Origin of the sequence: Streptomyces sp. NBC_01537 (genome assembly GCF_045040445.1) — a bacterium.
GTDB lineage: Bacteria > Actinomycetota > Actinomycetes > Streptomycetales > Streptomycetaceae > Actinacidiphila.
Genome location: NZ_CP109392.1, coordinates 9,204,440 through 9,225,424 on the forward strand (window position 1 = coordinate 9,204,440; position 20,985 = coordinate 9,225,424).

The 20,985-nt window shown below is 68.9% G+C and carries 17 protein-coding genes; 10 read left to right on the forward strand and 7 right to left on the reverse strand.

The window, feature by feature from the left end; genetic code table 11:
* Positions 1 to 164: 164 nt before the first annotated feature.
* The 5 genes from OG607_RS42165 to OG607_RS42185 all read right to left on the reverse strand — a co-directional run bounded on the left by OG607_RS42165 (position 165) and on the right by OG607_RS42185 (position 10,378).
* Entirely contained in the window at positions 165 to 1,427 is a 1,263-nt protein-coding gene (locus tag OG607_RS42165; RefSeq protein WP_405735164.1) for a TIGR02679 family protein, read from the reverse strand.
* Complete coding sequence (locus OG607_RS42170; protein ID WP_405735167.1) at positions 1,424 to 5,728, reverse strand: TIGR02680 family protein; 4,305 nt, start codon at positions 5,726 to 5,728, stop codon at positions 1,424 to 1,426. Before OG607_RS42170 ends, OG607_RS42165 begins: the two co-directional genes overlap by 4 nt.
* Entirely contained in the window at positions 5,728 to 7,155 is a 1,428-nt protein-coding gene (locus OG607_RS42175) for a DUF2398 family protein (protein ID WP_405735169.1), read from the reverse strand. The genes OG607_RS42170 and OG607_RS42175 overlap by 1 nt, the downstream gene beginning before the upstream one ends.
* On the reverse strand, positions 7,155 to 8,747 hold the full coding sequence (locus tag OG607_RS42180; RefSeq protein WP_405735171.1) for a TIGR02677 family protein: 1,593 nt from the start codon (positions 8,745 to 8,747) through the stop codon (positions 7,155 to 7,157). Before OG607_RS42180 ends, OG607_RS42175 begins: the two co-directional genes overlap by 1 nt.
* 254 nt (positions 8,748 to 9,001) lie before the next feature.
* A complete protein-coding gene (locus OG607_RS42185) occupies positions 9,002 to 10,378 on the reverse strand; it encodes an IS1380 family transposase (protein WP_405723700.1) in 1,377 nt (458 codons plus the stop codon).
* A 1,617-nt stretch (positions 10,379 to 11,995) separates the two neighbouring features.
* Between OG607_RS42185 and OG607_RS42190 the strand changes: the two genes are divergently transcribed.
* From OG607_RS42190 to OG607_RS42235, 10 genes are all read left to right on the forward strand, one after another.
* Entirely contained in the window at positions 11,996 to 12,307 is a 312-nt protein-coding gene (locus OG607_RS42190; RefSeq protein WP_405737432.1) for a helix-turn-helix transcriptional regulator, read from the forward strand.
* Between the two features lie 213 nt (positions 12,308 to 12,520).
* Positions 12,521 to 13,792 (forward strand): tyrosine-type recombinase/integrase, encoded by a 1,272-nt coding sequence (locus tag OG607_RS42195; protein WP_405735173.1) that lies wholly within the window; start codon positions 12,521 to 12,523, stop codon positions 13,790 to 13,792.
* A gap of 79 nt (positions 13,793 to 13,871) precedes the next feature.
* Positions 13,872 to 14,693: a HipA family kinase gene (locus OG607_RS42200; RefSeq protein ID WP_405735175.1), complete on the forward strand. Its 822-nt coding sequence runs from the start codon at positions 13,872 to 13,874 to the stop codon at positions 14,691 to 14,693.
* On the forward strand, positions 14,690 to 15,082 hold the full coding sequence (locus OG607_RS42205; protein ID WP_405735177.1) for a DUF3037 domain-containing protein: 393 nt from the start codon (positions 14,690 to 14,692) through the stop codon (positions 15,080 to 15,082). Before OG607_RS42200 ends, OG607_RS42205 begins: the two co-directional genes overlap by 4 nt.
* A gap of 145 nt (positions 15,083 to 15,227) precedes the next feature.
* Complete coding sequence (gene fabG / locus OG607_RS42210) at positions 15,228 to 15,989, forward strand: 3-oxoacyl-ACP reductase FabG (protein ID WP_405735178.1); 762 nt, start codon at positions 15,228 to 15,230, stop codon at positions 15,987 to 15,989.
* Positions 15,990 to 16,014: 25 nt separating this feature from the next.
* Entirely contained in the window at positions 16,015 to 16,773 is a 759-nt protein-coding gene (locus OG607_RS42215; RefSeq protein ID WP_405735180.1) for an SDR family oxidoreductase, read from the forward strand.
* 107 nt (positions 16,774 to 16,880) lie between these two features.
* Positions 16,881 to 17,864, forward strand: coding sequence for an aldo/keto reductase (locus tag OG607_RS42220; RefSeq protein WP_405735183.1), 984 nt, complete (start codon positions 16,881 to 16,883; stop codon positions 17,862 to 17,864).
* Positions 17,865 to 17,938: 74 nt separating this feature from the next.
* Positions 17,939 to 18,610: a uracil-DNA glycosylase gene (gene ung / locus OG607_RS42225; RefSeq protein WP_405737434.1), complete on the forward strand. Its 672-nt coding sequence runs from the start codon at positions 17,939 to 17,941 to the stop codon at positions 18,608 to 18,610.
* 49 nt (positions 18,611 to 18,659) lie between these two features.
* Positions 18,660 to 19,445 (forward strand): class I SAM-dependent methyltransferase, encoded by a 786-nt coding sequence (locus OG607_RS42230; protein ID WP_405735186.1) that lies wholly within the window; start codon positions 18,660 to 18,662, stop codon positions 19,443 to 19,445.
* A 54-nt stretch (positions 19,446 to 19,499) separates the two neighbouring features.
* Positions 19,500 to 19,922 carry a hypothetical protein gene (locus OG607_RS42235; RefSeq protein WP_405737436.1) on the forward strand — a complete coding sequence of 141 codons (423 nt, stop codon included), beginning with the start codon at positions 19,500 to 19,502 and terminating at the stop codon, positions 19,920 to 19,922.
* Here OG607_RS42235 and OG607_RS42240 read toward each other — a convergent pair.
* Together OG607_RS42240 and OG607_RS42245 are read right to left on the reverse strand one after the other, a co-directional pair.
* Positions 19,910 to 20,350: a hypothetical protein gene (locus OG607_RS42240; RefSeq protein WP_405735188.1), complete on the reverse strand. Its 441-nt coding sequence runs from the start codon at positions 20,348 to 20,350 to the stop codon at positions 19,910 to 19,912. The two genes, OG607_RS42235 and OG607_RS42240, sit on opposite strands and share 13 nt — an antisense overlap.
* Positions 20,351 to 20,426: 76 nt before the next feature.
* On the reverse strand, positions 20,427 to 20,939 hold the full coding sequence (locus OG607_RS42245) for a DinB family protein (protein ID WP_405735190.1): 513 nt from the start codon (positions 20,937 to 20,939) through the stop codon (positions 20,427 to 20,429).
* Between the last annotated feature and the right edge of the window lie 46 nt (positions 20,940 to 20,985).

Sequence of the window (20,985 nt, forward strand, 5' to 3'; positions counted from 1 at the left end):
TTTGGGCTTCGCTCTACGGACGGCGGCCTGCTTGATCGAGAGGGCCCATGGGACGAGTGCGGTAGTCGAGCGTTCGACTTGCGGCCGCGGCCGCGACCCTGGGGCGGATCCTCCGATGCGCGCCTCGTCGCGTCCGTCCGTCGCGCGAGCTGCCGTCTGATGCCTCAGGTCTGGCTGGTGCTGCTCAAATCGTTGAGGAGAGCGTCAGCGACCGCTTCCTCATAGAGGGCGCGGTTCGCCTGTTGCATGGCTCGGGCGAGTTCTGCATCCCAGGCAGTGGGGTAGGGCTTGCCGCTGAGCGGGATGTGGTCGTTGTCCGTGGCGATGCCGGTTCGGTAGTCCGCTGCCGTCATCATCCAGGGGCGGGCCTGGTGGCGGGTGATGAGCTGGTTGGTCATGTCGATCCCGGGCCAGTCGAAGTCGCCGTGATACTGCAGGGTTCCGCCACCGTGGATGATGGCGCGGGCCAGTCGGTGGAAGGCGGTCGAGGGACGGCCTTCGGTGCAGATCAGCGGGGGGCTGTCGGGTCCGAGTTCTCCGGTTGCGCGGCGTAGGACGGCCGGGTTTTCGCACACGTAGACGGTCGGCAAGCTTACGGCGATGGGCAGGGTGATGAGCTGGTGGAGGGTGATCTGGAACGGGGTGCCGTAGGTGGCGGCGCTGGTGAGCCACTCGCCGAGTCCCTTTCCTTCGGCAGGGAGATTGAGGACCAGGACCCGGCTGGCGAGGTCGTCCACGATGACGTCGAAGGCGTCCCACAGGTCACGTCGTGCTTCGGCTCCGGGCGCCAGGGCGGTGTTCTGGGCTTGGGCCAGGGCGCGCAGGACGAGGGTGGGGAGGGAGCCGCGGCCGTGGTTGAGGGCTTTGGTGTCGCCGGTGGCTGTTTCGGCGAGGGCCGGCAGCATGAGCGGCGGTGCGTCGGCGGGCCGGGCGTGGAGGTGTTCGAGGACGCGAATGGCGTAGGTGAGTGCTTGCGTGTCGTCTTTGTTGATCAGTCCGGTCAGGGTGCCGTCTTTGGCGAGGGCGGTGAGCCAGTCCTGGTACCAGGCGTGAGCAGCATGGAGGGGGCTGGCCTCGGCGTGCGTGAGTAGTTGGCTTCTGGCGTGCTGGAGAGCGGCCTTCTCGGCGGGGCGGTTGCGCAGTGGGCCGCCAACCCGGGTGAGGAGATCGGTCAGTGGGGCTCCGGTGGCAGCTCGGACGGCGGTATCCAGGGCGGTGAGTCGCACGGTGATTTTCGTGGTTCCGGCGGGGCGGTAGGTGCCGGTGATGCCGATGAGGGCTTCGCGCTCGGCGTTGGTGGGCGTGGTGACGCTGATGGTGCCATCGAGTTGTCCGCCGGTGCGTTCCAGGGAGCGGCGGGCTGCGGCGAGGAGGCGCTCGTATGCGGGTTGCAGGTAGCGCTCGCCGGGTGGGGTGGGGGTGCTCATGCCTCGCTGTCCTCATCCGTGGCGTCGTTGGGGGTGTCGTGGTCGGTGAGGCCGGCGAGGAGTCCGTCGGTGACGGGGGCGTGGCGGCGTGGGGTGAAGCCGAGGATGTCGGCGGCCAGCTCGTCGGATCCGGGGTAGCCGAGGTCGTCGAGGATCTGCTGGCCATCCCAGAGCATCAGCATGGCGGAGACAGTGTGGCTCGCTTTGTCATAGTTCATGTCGTAGTGCGCGATGCTTGGGACGGTCGGGTAGGTGATCCACAGGTCGTGGCCGGTCATGAACAGGTCGAGATCGAACTTGACGGTCAGAGCGAGGAGGTCGGGCCGGTACTGCTCGTCGATGCCGGCAAACGCTTCGTCCAGCGCGATCAGCCGGGGGCAGGTGGGGTGGGCGGAGCCGTACTGGGCGTTGGCGGCGGCGAACAGAGGCAGGTGGATGGAAGCGGATTTCTCGCCTCCGGACATCTCGCTGTGCTTGGAGCGGGTGAGTTTCTCCTCCTTCTCTCCGGGTCGGGACAGCAGGAGCTCGAATTTGCGCCAGGCCCGGTAGTCCAGAACTTCGGCGATGACCTGTTGGTAGGTCTTGCGTCGGTCGCGGGCCTTGCCGGCACGGATCTGGCTGCGCAGCAGGGAGCGCATTTCGGCCAGTCCGCCGGGTCCCAGCGCGGAGGCGTCCTTCTTGAGGAGTTTGTTGACAGCACGCTGGGCGTCGGTGAGTCCTTCGGATTGCACCCAGCGGATGCCGATCGTGGTTCCGGACGACATGGGTTTGGCGCGGGTGTCGGTGTCCATGTCGTTGACCAGGTCGCGCGCATCGCGGGTGCGGGAGTGGATCTGGTCGGCCAGGCCGGTCAGGAGGGCGTCTTCGAGGACGGTGCGTTCGCGGTCTTCCAGCAGGATGCGCTGGTCGGCGACTTGCTCGGCCAGGCGGCGGCCAAACTCGGAGACGGGGGCCGGGCCGTCGCTGTCCGAGACGCGGGCGAGGATGATGTCGCCGTCCACGTCCCATTCCATGAGGTAACCCTGGTCGGACTCGGCGAGCGCGGTCTCCAGGGCCGTGAGCGCGGTGGAGATCTTCGTTGTGGTGGTCTTCAGGACGCTCTCGGTGGCCCGGCGGCCTCGGGTGACGGTATCGAGGGTGTCCAGGAGGACGGTCGTGGCTGCGGGCAGGGCGCTGCGGGCGGCATGTTCCGGGGCTAGCTGCGGCGGGGATGCGGTGAGCTGCGTGACCAGGCGGCTGGCGGCCTCTTCGGCGGTCGGCCACAGGCCGACCGGGGGCCAGGCGGTGTCGATGCTGGCGCCGAGGAGACGGAGCAGGTCGGGTCGGGTGTAGGGCTCCAGCCCTGCGGTTGTGCGCAGTTGTTCGGTCAGCGAGGTAGTGAGGGCCTCGCGGATGTACCGAAGGGCGTTGTCGGCGCCGGTGAGCCGGTTTTGTTGGGCGCGGGCCTCCTGGTCGGCTTTGTCGTAGGTGGTGTCAGCCTGCGCCAGCTTCGTCTGGGTCGCAGCGATCTGTGCGTGGATCTCCCGCAGGGGGGCGTCGAGCGTGCCTTCCTCGGTGCTCAGGCGCTCGGCGAGGGCCTCGTGGTCGCTCTTGCGGGCCTGCAGGGCCTCGGCCTGTTCAGTGCAGTCGGCGTTCAGGCCGGTGATGTTCTTGCGGCGGTCGGTGAGATCACGCTCGGTTTGGGTGATGGCGGTGCGGCCGGTATGCAGGTCTTTGGCCGCGGTGGCGAAGTCGCTGACTGCATATTCGACAGCCGTGAGGTCCTCAGAGCCGGTGGGGAGCGAGGCCGCGGCGGCTGCGCGGCGTAGTTGGCGCTCCTTGTCGTGGGTTTCGGCGATGGCGGCGTCGAGGTCCTTGCCGGCGTCGGTGCGCCGGGTCCGGGCGTCTGCCAGGCGTCCGGCGGCGACCCCGACCTGCTGGACGGCGGTGGTGATGGGGCCGGTGGGCGGCAGCTGTGTACGGGCGGTATCGAAGTCGGCGACGGCCTCAGCGGCGGTCTGCTGCTTGGTGGCGAGGCCGGTCAGGAGGGTTTCCAGGTCCGTGATTGTCTGGTCGTAGGTGCGCAGACGCTCGCGCCGGCGGGCGGCGCGTGCGGTGGCGCCGATGTACTCAGGGCGGGTCTTGGGATGGGTGCCGAGATGGATCCCGAAGGTGAACTGCGCGCGGGTGGTGACGGCCGGGGTGTCGTGGATGTCCGTGGTGAGATCGTCGGTCAGGCGGACGGAAGCCAGGACGGCTGCGATGATTTCGGCTGGCACGTGCTGCTGGTCCTCGGGAATGAGGACGTTGGCGAGGGTGCGTCCAGTGGGGCGGTCCGGGGCGGGCAGGGGCAGCAGATAGCCGTCGGGCTCGTTGTCGGCGAGGGCTTGGTCGGTGGCCCCGGGGTGCGGGTGGAGCCAGGCAGTGAGCAGGCCGGCCCCGTACAAGGCGCCTTCCACGGCGGCGGCCTGGGGTTCGGGCAAGTTGTCCGCGAAGCGGACGAGCTGCCACAGCGGGGCGCCGGCACGGCCGGCGCGGTCGGCCGGGCGTAGGTCGCTGGCCGGCGGAGCATCGTCGTGTTCGGCGGCCACCTTCGCACGCTCGGCGCGGGTTGTGGCGAGTTCCTGCTCGGTGTGTGCGAAGCGCCGGTCGAGGGCTTCTCGCCGGGACAGGGCGGTGGTGCGGCGTGTGTCGGTGAGGCGGCGGTACACCTCGGGGAGCGCGGGCGCGTCCGGCTCGCCGACCGCATCGAGAGCGGCGGTCAAGGAGGCGGCATCAGCCGGGGCCAGGACGGACGTGGCCTCGGTGCCGGTCCAACGGCCCATCACCGTCTGGAGTTCGGCGCTGGCCTGGGCCCGGGCGTCCGTGAGGCGTCCGGTCGCCTCGCTGCACTCACGCTCGTAGGTGGTGACCTCGCCGTCGGCCTTGTCGAACACGCTTTGGTCCCGGTCTTGGTCTCCTCGGGCCTTCTCAGCTGCCTCGAGGTGCCGGCGGACCTCACCGAGCTGGTGGCGCCGGGTCGCCACCCGCCCTTGGACTTGTGTCGGCAGATCGCCAGCGAGGTCCAGGGGGTCGTCGTCGTTGACCAGACCGCCGAGCTGAGACGCGGTCAGCAGAGTTTGGGTATGCCGGTCGGCGGACTGCCGCAGCTCGCCGAGCTGCTTGTCGACCTGGTTGGCCTCGTGTTCCAGTTGGGCTACGCGCTTTTGCGCCCGCCCGAGGTAGATCTCACTCTCGGCGATGGCATCGCTTTCGCGCCGCACACGCTCGCGGAGTTCAGTCAGCCCGCCTTCCCTCTTGACCGCATCGTGGTTCTGCAGTCCGTCCAGGTGGGCCTGGTGCTTCTTGCGAGCCCCGTCTGCCTCGCTGCGGGCTGCCACCGCCGCCCCCAGAGCGGCGATGGCCTCGCGTCGTTCCTTCGCGGCGTCGGCGATCTTGCCGCAATGGCTGGTCGTGGTCTCGATCCGCTCACCGGTCTTGTCGATGCGATCGCGGACGTGGGCCCGCAGATAGGCGGTGTAGTCCCGGAGGAAATCCTGGACGGCGGAATCTGCCTTGGTCAGGGATTCCAGGACTGCCTGGATTTCAGCCAGGTTCTCGAAATCCCGGGCGGCCTGAACGATGAGGTTCTCGTCGACCGGGCGCAGGCCGGCGGTGAGGGTGTCGGAGAGCTTGTCAGGGTCGAGATCCTTTGCGAGCAGGGGCCGACGCAGCTGCAGGAGCAGATTGATCAGCTGGGCATAGCTCTGGCGGCCGAGGCCGAACAGGCGCTCGTCGATGGCGTCCCGGTAGGCGGTGGCAGTCTTCTGGAGGGCGTTCTCGCCGAGAATCGTCTCCAGTTCCTTCTTACGCAACGGCCGGGAGTCGGCGCTGAGCAGGCCGAAGTCCACGCCGATGCGGCCGTCGGTGACGAAGAAGAAGCGGCCGGGGCGCTCCTTGCTCTTCTGGGCGAGGAGACCGATGCCGACGGTAACGGCCTCCAGGATCCCGCAGTCGGGGTCGGTGCGGGTGAATTCCATCCATACGTAGCCGTAAGCGGATTCCTGGCTGCGGTAGAGAAGGTTGGACTTCATGGTGCGCTCTTCGCCGCTGAAGGGGTCGAGGCGGCGGGGGTCGATGCTGCCGTCGAGGACGAGAGGGAAGAGGACCTCCAGGGCCTTGGTCTTGCCGGAGCCATTGTGTCCGCGAAGGACGAGGCGCCCGTCGGCGAAGACGAACTCTTCGTCCCGGTAGTCCCACAGGCCGATGATCCCGGCCCGCGTGGGCTTGAAGCGGATGGCTGGTGTGCCGGGGCGGAGGAAAGCGGCGGGGAGGGTTGTCATCAGGGGGCGTCCTCAGCGGCGGCGAAGTCGAACGCGAACTGTCCATCGGTATTGGGCCGGGGCAGGACGGCGGTGATGTTGCGGTAACGGCCGGCGGCCGGGCGGATCAGCACGCCGCCGGGCAGCGGGTGGACCAGGCGCAGGTCCGCGAGAAGGGTGACCGCTGCGTCGAGCAGGCCGGTGGGATCAGCCTGCCACTTGCTGGTGAACGAGGTCGGGCCGAACTCCTCGTAGAGCTCGGTGATCATTTCTTGCAGGCGGGCGCGTTCCACCAGCGGGAGCGCCGCCGTTCGCGCCGAGTCGGATGCCTCGGCGTCGTCGAGCTCCTGGAGGGCGTCGTGCGCGGCTGCGGGTGCGTCCACGGACAGGGCGGTCAGGGTGCCGGACTGGGGGAGCGCGAGGTCGATGCACGCGAGCAGGTTGGCCTGTTCCTCTCCCGGGGCCGGTGGCGGCATCCGCTTGAGAAGGCGGGCGCGGTCAGGGTCTTCCTGCAAGTCGGCGATCTTGGCCAGCAGCAGGCCGGCGGTGCGGTTGACGGATCCGCCGCGGCCGGGAAAGCGTTTGTCGGTGAAGTGCCCGGTGGTGTCGACGAGCATGATGCCCTCGGCGCGTCGTTCGATCTGCAGCCCGGTGAACCGCACCAGGTCTTCGGCCAAGGTGGGCTGGCGCAGCGCGACGGAGGTCTCGGGATCGGTTTCGGCGAAATAGACCACCGGGTGCTCGATGACCGCCCGGCGGGCGCGTTGGGCCGCGTGGCGGCGGCGGGCATCGCGTCCGGTGCCGCCGGCAGGGGTTTCCAACAGGCCGACGGCGCTGGCCAGGTGCTGCAAGGGCTTGCCGGGGCGGAACAGGGCAGTGCACACGTCGTGGTCGATGTCGTAGAGGGCGTCCCCGCGGTCGGGATCGCGAGCCCACGCCTGGGTGGAGCCGTCCGAGATGCGCAGGGCCCCGCGGTCGGCCAGCCAGTCCATCACGTCGACGACAGCGTCCTTGTGCCCGGGGGCGGTGGGGTCGAACCCCAAGTGGTCGATGGCATTGGCGTATGGGGCGAAGTCTTTGACCAGGTCGGCGAGGGTGATCTCGATGCGGGACCGGTGCAGGCACGCCAGGACCAGGCACAAGTAGGCCAGGCGCCGTCGGTCGAAGGGCCTCTTTCCGCTGTTGGCCGCGACGATGGCCTGACTGCCGTCGAAGGCGTCCAACCGCCGGATCAGGCGGGCGTGACGGGCGGTGGTGTGCAAGGTGTAGCCGAACAGCGAGCGAAAGTCCTCCGCCAGCTCATCCGCCCACCGCAGGACGGATGACAAGGCACCCGGGCGGGGGTGGGCATCGCTGATTACGCTGTGCAGCAGCATCAGCCGGGCGGCTTGCTGGTACGAGCCGAGCTGGGCCGACTCCACGGTCGCGGCGACGCGGTGCGCAGCCATCAGGTCGCCCCCGTTCCGCGGCGACGGACCGGTCCGGCGGGGGTAAGTTCCAGGGCGAAGCCAGGTAGGTGCAAGGTGCCGTGCACCGTGCGCAGCTTGCTGCCGGTCTGGTTGGGGACGAGCCGCATCATCATCACGTCGCTTGCCCCGGTAGCCGACCGCAACCGTCCGGCGACCACGGTGCGAGCCTCCAGAGCCCGCGTGAGTAGCTTCAGCACGGCGCGGGTCTCGGCCTCGTCCAGGACGCGGTCGTGCGCCCCCTGTTCCAGCAACCCGGTGGCTGCCTCACGTTCGGCAGCTCGGGCTGCCAGCTGCTTCTCCTTCAGCCGGGCGCGGGCACCGCGCTCGCTGCGCACTGGTTGCGGACCACCGGGCGGGGGCCGTTTGCCGTGCCGGAAGAGGCTGATGCTCACTTCGACACCGGGTGCGTCCCACCAGGTCGAACGCGAGGAGATCTGTTCGCCGTCGTCGTGGGCACCGGCCAGGTGCCGGGCGGAGCGCAGGTCGAAGGCAGCAGCCATCAGCGCGTTCGCCGCCCGCTCGTCGGGGGCTCCAGCGACCCAGGCCGCCAGATGCCGCAGCTGTGTGGTGCGGCTCACCCCGCCCCGGCGGGACTCGGTGACTTGCCGCAGCAACGCGATGACGCCGGAAATCGCGGCTCGCGTCGCGCCCTGCAACTGCGCGGCCCGGGACTCCTCGGTGCCGTCGGCCAGGAACCACTGGCGCAGCCCGATCCATCGCCGGCGCCAGTCCTCCCGGCGGGCTTCCGGCCGCATCATCGGGCGCTCGTCGGCCTCGGCGACCCGTTCCAGCATGGTCTCGATGCCGCTGTCCTCCACCTCGCGGACCGCATCGGCCAGGCGGGGCGTGTAGCGCTCCAGCTCAGCGGAGAAATCGCTCATGTGTGCCAGCAAGGTGTGCTTGTGGCGCAGGAAGGTCTCCGGGGAAATGTCGGTGGTCCGGGCCACATCGTTCAGGGTGAGATAGAAGCGAGCGGCGCGGCGGGTCATATCCTCCAGCACACTGTCCAGCCGGGAGAGCTTGCGGTAGATCTCCTCGCGGTCCGCGCTGCGGTTCGCTGCGGCCAGAGCCTTGAGATCGGCCAGGATGTCAGCAAAGACCAGCCGGGACAGGCTCGCGTCCTCCACCCGAGCGCCGAGCACGTCCTCCACCGCCGTATACGCCCGGTAGCCGATCTCCGTGAACTGGTACACAGACTGCCGGTTGCGATACGCGGCCAAGCTGCCCGCACGGGAGGCGTCCTCCACCCGGTACAGAACCCGGCCGCCCTCCCTCTCTCGATCCCGGTCCCTCTCGCCCGACAGGACGTCCAGCATCGCCCTCAGGTTCAGATCGACCGGGGCCGGAACATCGGCATGAGTGGCCGCCAGCTCCTCCAGCGCCGCCGCCACATCGTTGGTATGCACCTGCACCTGGTGGACCGCCCGCAGTACGTTCATCGCCCGCAGAACCCACAAATACGCTGCCGCATCATCGCGCTGGGTGAAGTTGAACAACCTCAACCGGTCACCGACCGCCAGAGCATCAAGATCAAAGGAATCCGGCGAACCTGACCCATCGAGCTGCGGCACGTACGTCACTCCCTGCCTCGGCGCGGACTCCAGCCTCAACCCTGACATGCCCATACGACAACCAGGCTATTGATACCAAAAGTCAGCAACTAGCCTCGATCTTTCATAGCGACCCGTCGGCTTGTCCGGCGGGCCGTTTTGGCTTGTTGGGCCGGTCGCGGGCAGGGTGAGGGCCCGTCTGTCGCGTCGGGTGGGCGCCGGGTTCCACGGCTCCGGCCGTTGGAGTGCTCGTCGAGATGGGGCTTTGCCGCTGGTCAGCCGGGCTTCGGGAGGGCTTGCAGGCGGGCGAACGCGCTGGTGATCAGGTCGGTCCAGGGCCAGTGGCGGGCGAGGCGGAGGTAGTGGCGGCGGCCTGTCGTCACGAGGTGGGCGGCGGCGGAGAACAGCCGCAGCCGTAGGCGTTTGGGCTCCCAGCGGCGGACGGGCCCGGTCAGGGCGAGCATGGGCATCCAGGCCAGCAGGTCGAGCGCGATCTGGACGATCTCCAGCCAGATCCGGTTCTGCGCGGTGCCGTGCAGGGGCAGGTTGCGCAGGCCGGTGTCGCGGGCGGCGCGGATGCGGTCCTCGGCCCGGGCCCTCTGGCGGTGCCGCAGCTCCAGCCGGGCGATCGGGATGTGCTTGGTGTTGGTGGCGAACGCGGTGAGCCGCATGCCGTCGGCGTCGGTGAAGCGCAACTGCGCGCCGGGGTGGGGCCGTTCCTTGCGGACGATCAGCCGCATCCCTTTCGGCCAGCCGGTCAGGACGTCCCCGGCGAGCTCGGCGACCCAGGCACCGTCACGGACCTGGCCGCCGGGTTCGACGGCCGGCGTCCAGGCCGAAGCCGGGACCTTCAGCACGGCCTGGTGAACCGCGTCGGTGATGGTCATCCCCACCGAATACGACAGCCACCGGCCGCGCGTGGAAAGCCAGTCGAGGAACTCGTGGGTGCCTCCGGCGGAGTCGGTGCGGACCAGGGTGGCTCGTCCGCGCCGGTACTTCTTCGGCAGCTGGGCCAGGGCCAGGCGGGCGATGTCGATGTGGTCGGCGGCGGTGTTGCTGCCCGCGTTCCCCGGCCGCAGCAGACCCGCCACCGGTTCCCCGGATCCTTGGTGACCGTGGTCGACGAACGCCAGCAGCGGGTGATGCCCGAAGGTCTTCTTCCAGGTCGCGGCGGCGTCCTCCTTCTCGGAGTGCGCCAGGACCAGCACCCCGTCGATGTCCACGATCACCTCGCCGCCCGTATCCGGGGCCGCCTCGCCGGCCAATCGCCATGCGCGCTCGCGGACTTCGGCCCGTGCCCGGCGGATGGCCGCCAGCGCACGGGGACCGGCCGCGGCCAGCACACCGATCAGGCGGGAGACGGTCGGATCGGAGGCAACCGGCCCGAACACAGCGGGCTCGGCCCGCAGCACGCCGATGTCCGCCAGGCAGTCCCCGCCCAGGGCCACGGCAAGCGCGACGTCCAGCAGTACCTTCCCGGGATCATGCACGGCGCGGGCCTTGCGCCACGGCACCAAGGCCGTCGACATCGCCGCATCCAGCCCAGCCTTGCGGACCGTCTCGACCAGCAGGACGGCCCCGGCCTGTGAAACAACGCCGCGACCCCCGCCCTCGACGCGGACACGCGGGTACAACCCGATACGATTGCTCACCTGGAAAGTGCCTCCGACAGGCGCGGGAACAAGGGCCTAGACAATCCTTATTCTTGCTGGTCAGAGGCACTTTCTGCTCATCTGACCACCCGTCGGACAAGCCGCTCAGGTGACTCCGCGAGGTTAACTACGCGGAGCCGATCACGCGAAGGTGATGAGGCAAACGACCCTGACCGCACCCCGGGTCCCGTTCTTTACCGTGCGGGCGACCTCATCACTGCGAGCATAGACGGACGGGGACGGCAGCCGCGGAGTGCCCGGGTGGGGAAGGCGGCATGCCGCTTCACCTGAGAAGTGCTTCCTTCCCCGCACCCAACAGGACCCTCCACAAGTCCCAATATCGCTGGTCAGAAGTACTTCTCGCAGCTGTGATCAAGCCTCGGACAGCCCGGTTCGTGAAAGCCCGAGGCTAGTAACGGAAGGTGAGGGGGTCATGGCACCGCTCCTCAACACACCCGATGGAACTGGCTGCAGCACGCTCTCACCCAGGCCCTCATCGACGCTGCGGTCGAGCGCCTCAGCGTGATCCAGGTAATTGCGAGCTGCTGGGAGGCACCGCGCGCCCCGGCAAGCATGGTGCCGCTCGGCTACTGATGACGTCGCCGTGAGCGATGGCGGCAGCCGCGATGGCGGAAGTTCGCCTACGGCAGACGCCTAACAGCGGCTAACGACTGGAACACCCTTCGCCAACCATGTCAATGTACGGACCCCGGAGAAAACCGCAGGTCAGCGAACGGAACCACGCCCATGCACGCTATAGCGGCCACCCCCGTCAACCACCAGCGCACTCTGCGTTCGTGGATGCATGGAGCTCGGACTCCGGCCACGTGGTTCTCGGCCGCTGCGGACCGAGGGCTGGTCCGTGGTCGACACCCCCAAGGACAACACCCAGCACGGACAACTACCGCGACGGAAACGTCTGGCGGATCGCATAACCGATACCAAGGAGTAGCGCGGCTAGACGCAGATATTCGGCGACGACGTCGCCTATGAGGCGATTGCCGGATTCCTTGCCCTCATCCGAGTGCCTGTGAGTGTGGACCACTAACCGATTCCCCTTCGCACCCCTGAGGGTGCCGCAGGCGTGGAATGACGATGACGCCTCTGCACGCAGGAGAGCCCGTTTATAGCAGCAGATCGCCGGTTAGCAAAACAGGGATTTCTCACCACCATGGTGTCTAGTCCGCACCGGTTGTGCTTGGCGGTGGAACCGTGCCTCGGACCAGGTGGCAGCGCTTGACCGCTAATCAGAGAGAGGTGGACAGGTCCGGCGCATGCTCAACATTGCTCTGAAGGGTAGGGCCTCTGACTCGCTATACGGGAGTACGTATGACGGAACGTCGCACACTGATGACTCCGAAGGATCTCGCCGACTATCTCGGCATACCAGAGGCCACGTTGGCGCAGTGGCGATACCTCGGTCGAGGGCCGCGCTGGTCGAGTGGGCCGACGTCGAAAGCCTGGAGTGCGAACCGACGCGCGCCGCCCTAAATCCGTAGCGGTGCGTCGATCTGCGGCTTGACCACGGATCTCACCGCGTTTCCAGCAAAGGCCGCCGGCGGAGGAGCCTCGCGCTTCACTAGCTCGCGGCTCCTCACCTCTCACACAGGACTTCCGTTGCCTGCACGCCCGATATCTTCTCCCTCCGCTGAGCCGGACGCGCCCGGAGTCGTCGGCAAAGCGTTCCTGAATGTCAGGGACGCAGCCGAGTATCTTGGCCTCTCGCCCCACACCCTTTACGTCTGGCGGCACCGGCGCCAAGGGCCGCCCAGCTTCCGCATGGGCCAACGCGGCCGCGTCATGTACCGCTTGGAAGCGCTCGATGCCTGGATCCAGGAACAGGAACGGGCCGACTCGCGCTCCAACACGGCCCTGAGCCCTCTGAGTGCTGCACCCCAGCATCGATCCGGCTATACGACAAGCGCTTGATGCAGGCGCCTCGTAGAGGGTCGTGGTCGTGTCATGCGCCGGCGGGAGGCGCTCGATGCCTGGATCCGTGAACAGGAGCAGGCCGACTTTCGCTCCAACACCGCCCCGAGCCCGCTGAGCGCCGTTCCGCAGCATCGCTCCAGCCCATGCCTGCGCCTGACGCGCCATGCGTCGTAGGGCGCTGTGTCAACCCTCGTTAATAAGGAGACTTGCTTGGCCGGCTACATAGAAGATCGCTGGATCAAGAAGAAGAAGGACCCCGTAACTGCGAAGAGGGAAAGAACCGCTCGCTACGGTAAGGGGAAGCGATACAAGGTCGCTGGTATCCCCGGGGTCCGGGATCGTTCCTTCGATACGCTGGAGGACGCCAAAGCGTGGCTTCGTCGGTCCGCCACGGACGAGGAGCGTGGGGAGTTCGTGGACCCGCGCGACGGATCCATCACGCTGGCCGATTACATCGCGATGCACTGGGCGCCGGGTAGAGGAGGCGCTCCGAAGACCCAGCAGAACCAGGAGCGGCGAGCGCGGCTTCACATCGTTCCGCATCTGGGACAACTCCCGCTCGGGAACATTACGGCGTCGGAGCTGCGTGCGTACACGGCGAAGTTGGACGCCACCGTCTCCTCGGTCGACTACCGACGAGGCATCTTGTCCGAGTTGTCCAGTATTCTGGAGGCGGCCGTCGATGACAAGCGGCTTGCCAGGAACCCCATGCACGCGAAGTCCGTGCGATGGCCCAAGGCGCCGCAAGAGCGACGCGGGGCGTGGTCACTGGAGACGGCGCTCCGAGTCCGTGACCTGATCAACCCACGAAACCGGATTGCCGTCGTGCTCGCTCTGGGGTGCGGACTTCGTCAGGGTGAAGTGTTCGGGCTGAGCCCGGAGGACATCGACCATGCGAGAGGTGTGCTTCATATACGCCGCCAGGTTCAGGCGATCAACGGGAGGTTGTACTTCGCCCTGCCGAAGGGGGCGAAGACGCGTACCGTCGACATGCCTTCCTCGGTGGCTGAGGAGTTGAAGCGTCATGTCAAGGCGTTTCCGCCGGTGGAGGTGGAGCTTCCGTGGGAGAGACCGGGGGCGGACAGGCCGACGAGGAAGTTCTCCCTTCTTCTCACCACGCGATTCGGCAACGCCGTGGCCGTGAACACATGGAACACCTACACCTGGAAACCCGCGCTGGCCAAGGCCGGCGTCATCCCACCGCGCCCCAAGGGAGCAAAGCAGTGGCAGTGGGAGGCGGCGCCGAAGGACGGCTTCCATGTGCTGCGGCATACCTATGCCTCGGTCATGCTGGAGGCGGGGGAGTCGGTGGTGACTTTGGCGCGGTGGCTGGGGCACTCCTCGCCAGCTATAACGCTCGGTTACTATGCTCACTTCATGCCGGAGGCCGGCAGCAAGGGGCGCACCGTCATTGACGGGATGCTCGGGAGGCAGGGAGATCGGCATGTCAGTCGAAACTCCCCAGATTCTCCCCAGGGCTGATCGCGGCAGACTCCCTGGAGTGTGGATGCCTGGAGTTGATCGTGGATTGTAAGGCTAAAGACTCGGATGGCCTGGGAAATTGTTGACTGATGTCACCGGAACCCGCTATGTCACGCCCCTGCGGGAGGGTGGATCCGTGCCGGGCCTCATCGAGGCCGACGATCTCGGCACTTATGTCGTGAAATTCATCGGTGCCGCGCAGGGCCGGAAAGCGCTCGTCGCCGAGGTGATCGCCGGGGAGCTGGCGAGGCGGCTCGGCTTGCGCGTGCCGGATCTGGTGCGGTTCCACTTCGATCCGGTGATCGCTCTCGGGGAGCCGGACCAGGAGGTCCAGGATCTCCTCAAGGCCAGCGGCGGCCTCAACCTCGGCATGGACTTCCTGCCCGGCTCGCTCGGCTTCGACCCGCTGGTCTTCGGCGTGGACCCGGCGGAGGCGGGGCGCGTCATCTGGTTCGATGCGCTGATCGGCAACGTCGACCGCTCCTGGCGCAACCCCAACATGCTGGTCTGGCACAAGGACCTCTGGCTGATCGACCACGGCGCCTCGCTGATCTTCCACCACAGCTGGCGCGGCGCCGACCAGGCCGCCGACAAGCCCTACGATGCCTCCGACCACGCCCTTTCCCGCTTCTCCCCGGACATCGCCGCCGCTGCCGCCGGCCTGGCGCCCGAGGTCACCCCCGAGCTGCTGCGCGAGGTCACCGCCCTCGTCCCCGACGAGTGGCTGGCGGACGAGCCGGGCTTCGAGAGCCCCGACGAGGTCCGCCGGGCGTACGAGAAGGTGCTCGCCGCCCGTGCCGGATCCGTTCACGAGCGGATCAAGCTCGCGCCGGAGCAGAAGGAGAAGCAGCCGCCGCCGGAGTGGCTGCGCACCTGGGTCGAGGGGAAGGCCGCGAAGTGAGCGTGCGCAGCGAGCGTGACGTGTTCGAGTACGCGCTGGTGCGCGTCGTCCCGCGCATCGAGCGCGGCGAGCAGATCAACGCGGGGGTGCTGGTGTACTGCCGCGCCAAGTCCTTCGTCGGGGCTCGCGTGTACCTGGACGAGGCCCGGCTGCGGTGCCTGGACGCCGACGCGGACGTGGACGGCGTACGGGCCGCGCTGCGCGGGTACGAGGGCATCTGTGCGGGCGGCGAGCGGGCCGGCCAGGCGGCCGGGGACGACCCGGGCCGGCGGTTCCGGTGGCTGACCGCGCCGCGCAGCACCATCGTGCAGCCGGGGCCGATCCACACCGGTCTGACGGCCGACCCGGCCGCCGAGGTGGACCGGCTGCTGGATCTGCTGGTGCGCTGAGCCGGTGCCCTGGGCCACATCGGGCGCGCTGGCGTTGACACAGGGTCACGGCGCTCCTACGGTTTCGACTACGGGACCTACTAAGCGGTCGCTCATGTCGCGGCGGCCGGACCACAGGGCTGAATCACAGGGCTGAGGAGAATAGATGTCGACCACCGAGCAGCGCGTAGCGATTGTCACCGGGGCCGCGCGTGGCATCGGCGCCGCCGCCGCCGTACGCCTGGCCGCCGAGGGCCGCGCCGTCGCCGTGCTGGACCTCGACGAGAGCGCGTGCAAGGACACCGTCGAGCAGATCACCGCGGCGGGCGGCCGGGCCATCGCGGTGGGCGCCGACGTGGCCGACGAGGCGCAGGTCGAGGCCGCGGTCGCCCGTATCGCCGAGGAGCTGGGCGGGCCGACGATCCTGGTCAACAACGCGGGCGTGCTCCGCGACAACCTGCTGTTCAAGATGAGCGCGTCCGACTGGGACACGGTCATGAACGTGCACCTGCGCGGCTCCTTCCTCATGACCCGCGCCGTCCAGAAGTACATGGTCGAGGCCAAGTTCGGCCGCGTCGTCAACCTGTCCTCCTCCTCGGCCCTCGGCAACCGCGGCCAGGTCAACTACTCCGCCGCCAAGGCCGGTCTGCAGGGCTTCACCAAGACCCTGGCCTTCGAGCTCGGCAAGTTCGGCGTCACCGCCAACGCCGTCGCCCCCGGCTTCATCGTCACCGACATGACCGCCGCCACCGCCGCCCGCGTCGGCATGGGCTTCGAGGAGTTCCAGGCCGCCGCCGCCACCCAGATCCCGGTCCAGCGGGTCGGCAAGCCCGACGACATCGCCAACGCGATCGCCTTCTTCACCGGCGACGCCGCCGGCTTCGTCTCCGGCCAGGTCCTGTACGTGGCCGGCGGCCCGCTCAACTGACGACGCGTACAGGAGACACACCACCATGAGCAGCACCCAGCCCGACTCCGGCCGCGTCGCCATCGTCACCGGCGCCAGCCGCGGCATCGGCTACGCCATCGCCGAGGCGCTCGTCGCCCGCGGCGACCGCGTCACCATCACCGGCCGCAGCGAGGACGCCCTCAAGGAGGCCGTCGACAAGCTCGGCTCCGACCGTGTCCTCGGCATCGCCGGCAAGGCCCACGACGAGGCCCACCAGGCCGAGACCGTCGCGCGCACCATCGAGGCCTTCGGCCGCGTCGACTTCCTCGCCAACAACGCCGGTACGAACCCGGTCTTCGGCCCGATCGCCGAGCTCGACCTCGGCGTCGCCCGCAAGGTCTTCGAGACCAATGTCATCTCCGCGCTCGGCTTCGCCCAGCAGACCTACAAGGCCTGGCAGAAGGAGAACGGCGGCGCGATCGTCAACATCTCCTCGGTCTCCGGCCTCAGCGCCTCCCCCTTCATCGGCGCCTACGGCATCAGCAAGGCCGCGATGGTCAACCTCACCCAGCAGCTCGCCGCCGAAATGGCCCCGGGCATCCGCGTCAACGCCATCGCCCCCGCCGTCGTCAAGACCAAGTTCGCCGCCGCCCTCTACGAGGGCCGCGAGGCGGAGGCGGCCGCCGCCTACCCCCTCAAGCGCCTCGGCGTCCCCGAGGACATCGGCGGCGCCGCCGCGTTCCTGCTCTCCGACGCGGCCGCCTGGATCACCGGCCAGACGCTGGTCATCGACGGCGGCATGTTCCTCAACGCGTTCGTCTGATCCGCTGCGGGAGGGCTTGCCCTCGTCCGTACTCCAAGGTGCACAGTCCCTGTCACAGGCACAGGGACTGTGCACCTTTCCGCTTCCCGTACGAGGAGTACGCACCAATGCGCTCTCGCCCGCTCGCCGGCACCACCGGACCCCAGGTCAGCAACCTCTGCCTCGGCATCATGTACTTCGGCACCACCGTCGACGAGAAGACCTCCTTCGCCATCCTCGACCGCTTCGCCGAGGCCGGCGGGACCTTCCTGGACACCGCGAACAACTACCCCTGCTGGCTGGACGGCAGCACCGGTGACGAGGGCGAACTGGCCCTCGGACGCTGGCTGGACAGCCGCAGGGCCCGTGACCGGATGGTCATCGCCACCAAGGTCGGTGCCCGCCCCGACCCCGCCCGCGGCACGCGCTGGATCAGCGACGACGGAGACCTCGGCAACGCCGAGGGCCTCGCCGCCAAAACCATCCGCCAGGGCCTCGAAGACAGCCTGCGGCGCCTCGGCACCGACCGGCTCGACCTCTACTACGCCCACATAGAGGACCGGCGCGTCCCCCTGGACGAAACGGTCGAGGCATTCGCCGAACTGGTGGCCGAGGGCACCGTCGGCACACTCGGGGTCAGCAACCACGCCACCTGGCGGATCGCCGAGGCCCGCCGCCTCGCCGCCGAGCGCACCCTGCCCGGCTACCAGGTCGTGCAGCAGAAGCACACCTATCTCAAGCCGCACCAGGACGCACGCTTCGGCTGCCAGCGCCACGTCGACGACGAACTGCTCGACTACGCGGGCACCCAGGACGACCTGACCGTCCTCGGCTACTCCACGCTCATGGCAGGCGCCTACACCCGCGACGACAAACCCCTCCTTGCGCAGTACGCGCACGACGGATCCCCGGCCCGCCTGCGCATGCTGCGCGAAGTGGCCGACGAGATCGGCGCCACCCCCAACCAGGTCGTGCTCGCCTGGCTGCTGGGCGGGACCGTCCCGGTGCTGCCGGTCATCGCGGTCAGCAGCGTCGCCCAGCTCGAAGAGCTGCTTCCGGCCGCCGAACTGGACCTGGCCCCCGAGCTGAGGGCCCGGCTCGACGCCGCGTGAACGATTGTCAGTGGCCCCCGGTACGTTCTCTCCTAGTAACGGATCGCGTACCGGAGGTTCCTGACGTGCCCAGCATGCTGCCCGAGTCCTGGCAGGCCGTCCTCGGTGAGGAGTTGGACAAGCCCTACTTCAAGGAGCTCACCGAGTTCGTGGAGGCCGAGCGCGCCGAGCACAAGATCTTCCCGCCCCGGGACGAGGTCTTCGCGGCGCTCGAAGCCACCCCGTACGACCAGGTCAAGGTGCTGGTCCTGGGCCAGGACCCCTACCACGGCGAGGGCCAGGGGCACGGCCTGTGCTTCTCGGTGCGGCCCGGCGTGAAAACCCCGCCCTCGCTGCGCAACATCTACAAGGAGATGAAGGAGGAGTTCGGCTACCCGGTCCCCGACAACGGCTACCTGATGCCGTGGGCCCACCAGGGCGTCCTGCTCCTCAACGCGGTGCTCACCGTCCGTGAGGGCGAGGCCAACTCCCACAAGGGCAAGGGCTGGGAGAAGTTCACCGACGCCGTGATCAAGGCCGTCGCCGGACGCCCCGACCCGGCGGTCTTCGTCCTGTGGGGCAACTACGCCAAGAAGAAGCTGCCGCTCATCGACACATCGCGGCACGCCGTCGTCCAGGGCGCGCACCCCTCTCCGCTGTCGGCCAAGCTCTTCCTCGGCAGCCGGCCCTTCACCCAGATCGACGAGGCCGTCAAGGCCCAGGGCCACGACCCGATCGACTGGCGGATCCCGGACCTGGCCCAGTAGCCGGGTAATTGTGTTGCCGGGCGGGCGGCGCGGATTCGATCATCGGTGGATGGTGGAACTCGACTCACGCGTCCTCGCCTACTACGAGCAGGGCAAGGAGGACAGCCGGCTGCGCGATGGCGTCAACCGGCTCGAATTCTGGCGCACCCAGGATGTCCTTCGGCGCGCGCTGCCGCCCGCCCCGGCCTGTGTGCTCGACGTGGGCGGGGGCAGCGGTGTGCACGCCGAATGGCTGGCTGCGGACGGATACGAGACCGAGGTCCTCGATCCCGTGCCGTTGCACGTCCAGCAAGCCGCGCGGTGTACAGGGGTCACCGCGCGGCTTGGGGACGCACGCGAGCTGCCGTACGAGGACGGCTCCTACGACGCCGTGCTGCTGATGGGGCCGCTCTACCACCTTCCCGACCGGGCCGACCGGATCCAGGTCCTCACTGAGGCCCGCCGGGTGGCCCGGCCCGGCGGGCTGGTCGCGGCGGCCTCCATCAGCCGGTACGCGGCGCTGCACGACCACTGGCGAACGGGTGGCTTCGCCGAGCCCGGTGTCCACGACCGGATGCTGCGCATCCTCACGACGGGCGTGCTCCACCAGGAGCACGTGTTCACCACGGCGTACTTCCACGAGCCCGGCGAACTGCTCGCCGAATTCGCCGACGCCGGGCTCGCCGGCCCGGTCCGCCATGGCCTGGAAGGCGCCGCCTGGCTCGTCGGGGGCATGGACGGCCATCTCGACGACCCCGGGCGCCGGGCCATGGTCCTGGAGGCGCTGATGGCCACGAGCACCGAACCGTCACTGCTGGGGGTCAGCGGCCATCTGCTGACCGTGGCACGCGCCTGACGCAGATTGTCACACCGGGCGTATAGCTTGGTCGTCGTGGTGAATGACGAGGTCATGACGCGGATCGGCCAGGTCGTGATGCTGCTGCACGGCGGGGACCGGGAGGAGGCGCGCAATCGGTTCGCCGCCCTGTGGGAGCAGATCGGGGAGGACGGAGACCCCCTCCACCGCTGCATGGTCGCGCACCACATGGCCGACACCCAGGACGATCCGGAGGACGAACTGGACTGGGACGTACGGGCGCTGCGCGCCGCCTCCGGGATGAGCGGCGAGGCGGCCCGGGGCTTCTACCCCTCGCTGCACCTCAACCTCGCCGCGTCCTACTGGCGGGTGGGCGAGGAGCGCATGGCGCTCAGCCACCTCGGGCGGGCCCGGGAGTTCTGCTCGGCGCTCGGGGAGGACGCGTACGGGGACCGGATCCGAGCCGCCGTCGGCCGGATGGAGCTGCGGCTGACCGGGTCGGATCAGTTGCCGTAGGTCCGGCTGCCATAGGCCTGGCGGCAGATCCGCGCGGCGTCGCCCTGGCCCGCCCAGCCGCCGTACGCCTCGCCCATGTCGCAGACATTGGCGGCGCCGGCGCCGGGCGCGGCGGCGCGGGGCCGGGGTTTGGCGGACCTGGGCGCGGGAGCCGGGGCGGCCGCCGGGTGCTGCGGCCGGACCGGCGGCGCCACGTGCTGCCGGTGCGCGTCCTTCGGCCGGGGCTTGCCGGACGGCTCCGGCCGTACGCTGGCGAGCGCCTCATGCGCGGGCGCCTGGACGATGGGCGCCGGGCCGCCCGCCCCGGACGGCGCCACCTGCCCGGAGATCAGCCCGCCCCCGGATCCGGGGGCGGGCTGGGACACTGTCACGCACCCGGAGACGGCCGAGGCAGCCGCCAGGATCACCACTGCTGTGAGTCGACGCACCCGGACAACTCTCACGTACGGGGCGGATGTTGGGAATGCCCCGCAAGAGTGATCCAAAGCGGCGCCGACCAGTGCGTCACTCGCCCGTGGCGCCGTCGATCCGCTCGCGGATCAGGTCGGCGTGGCCGTTGTGGCGCGCGTACTCCTCGATCATGTGGATGTAGATCCAGCGCAGTGAGTACTCCTCGCGCTCACCCCTGCGCACCCGGCTGCCGAGGTCGTCCAGGGAGCGCCCCGCCGCCAGCTTCCTGGAGTGCGCCACCTCCGCCCGCCAGGTGCCGAACGACTCCTCCGTCAGGGCCTTGTCGAGCGCGTGGAACTCGCCGTCAGGGTCCTCGTCGCTGTAGTAGAGCGGCTCCGCGTCCTCCCCGGCGAGCACATGGCGGAACCAGCCGCGCTCGACCTCCGCCAGGTGCCTGACCAGGCCCAGCAGCGTCAGCTCCGACGGAGGCACCGTCGCCTCACGCAGTTGCGCGTCCGTCAGCCCCTCGCATTTCAGGGCCAGGGTGTCGCGGTGGAAGTCCAGAAAGCTCTCCAGGAGGGTCCGTTCATCGGCGACATTCGGCGGATCGGTTCGTTTCGTCGTCATGGCGGTCATCATCCGCCGTCGAGTCCGGCAACCGCGAGGCGATATC

Excerpts from the sequence above, each read along its gene's own strand:
- OG607_RS42165 (WP_405735164.1), bottom strand. The coding sequence starts at position 1,427 with ATGAGCACCCCCACCCCACCCGGCGAGCGCTACCTGCAACCCGCATAC.
- OG607_RS42170 (WP_405735167.1), bottom strand. The coding sequence starts at position 5,728 with ATGACAACCCTCCCCGCCGCTTTCCTCCGCCCCGGCACACCAGCCATC.
- OG607_RS42175 (WP_405735169.1), bottom strand. The coding sequence starts at position 7,155 with ATGGCTGCGCACCGCGTCGCCGCGACCGTGGAGTCGGCCCAGCTCGGC.
- fabG (WP_405735178.1), top strand. The coding sequence starts at position 15,228 with ATGTCGACCACCGAGCAGCGCGTAGCGATTGTCACCGGGGCCGCGCGT.
- OG607_RS42215 (WP_405735180.1), top strand. The coding sequence starts at position 16,015 with ATGAGCAGCACCCAGCCCGACTCCGGCCGCGTCGCCATCGTCACCGGC.
- OG607_RS42220 (WP_405735183.1), top strand. The coding sequence starts at position 16,881 with ATGCGCTCTCGCCCGCTCGCCGGCACCACCGGACCCCAGGTCAGCAAC.
- ung (WP_405737434.1), top strand. The coding sequence starts at position 17,939 with ATGCTGCCCGAGTCCTGGCAGGCCGTCCTCGGTGAGGAGTTGGACAAG.
- OG607_RS42230 (WP_405735186.1), top strand. The coding sequence starts at position 18,660 with ATGGTGGAACTCGACTCACGCGTCCTCGCCTACTACGAGCAGGGCAAG.
- OG607_RS42235 (WP_405737436.1), top strand. The coding sequence starts at position 19,500 with ATGACGCGGATCGGCCAGGTCGTGATGCTGCTGCACGGCGGGGACCGG.
- OG607_RS42245 (WP_405735190.1), bottom strand. The coding sequence starts at position 20,939 with ATGACGACGAAACGAACCGATCCGCCGAATGTCGCCGATGAACGGACC.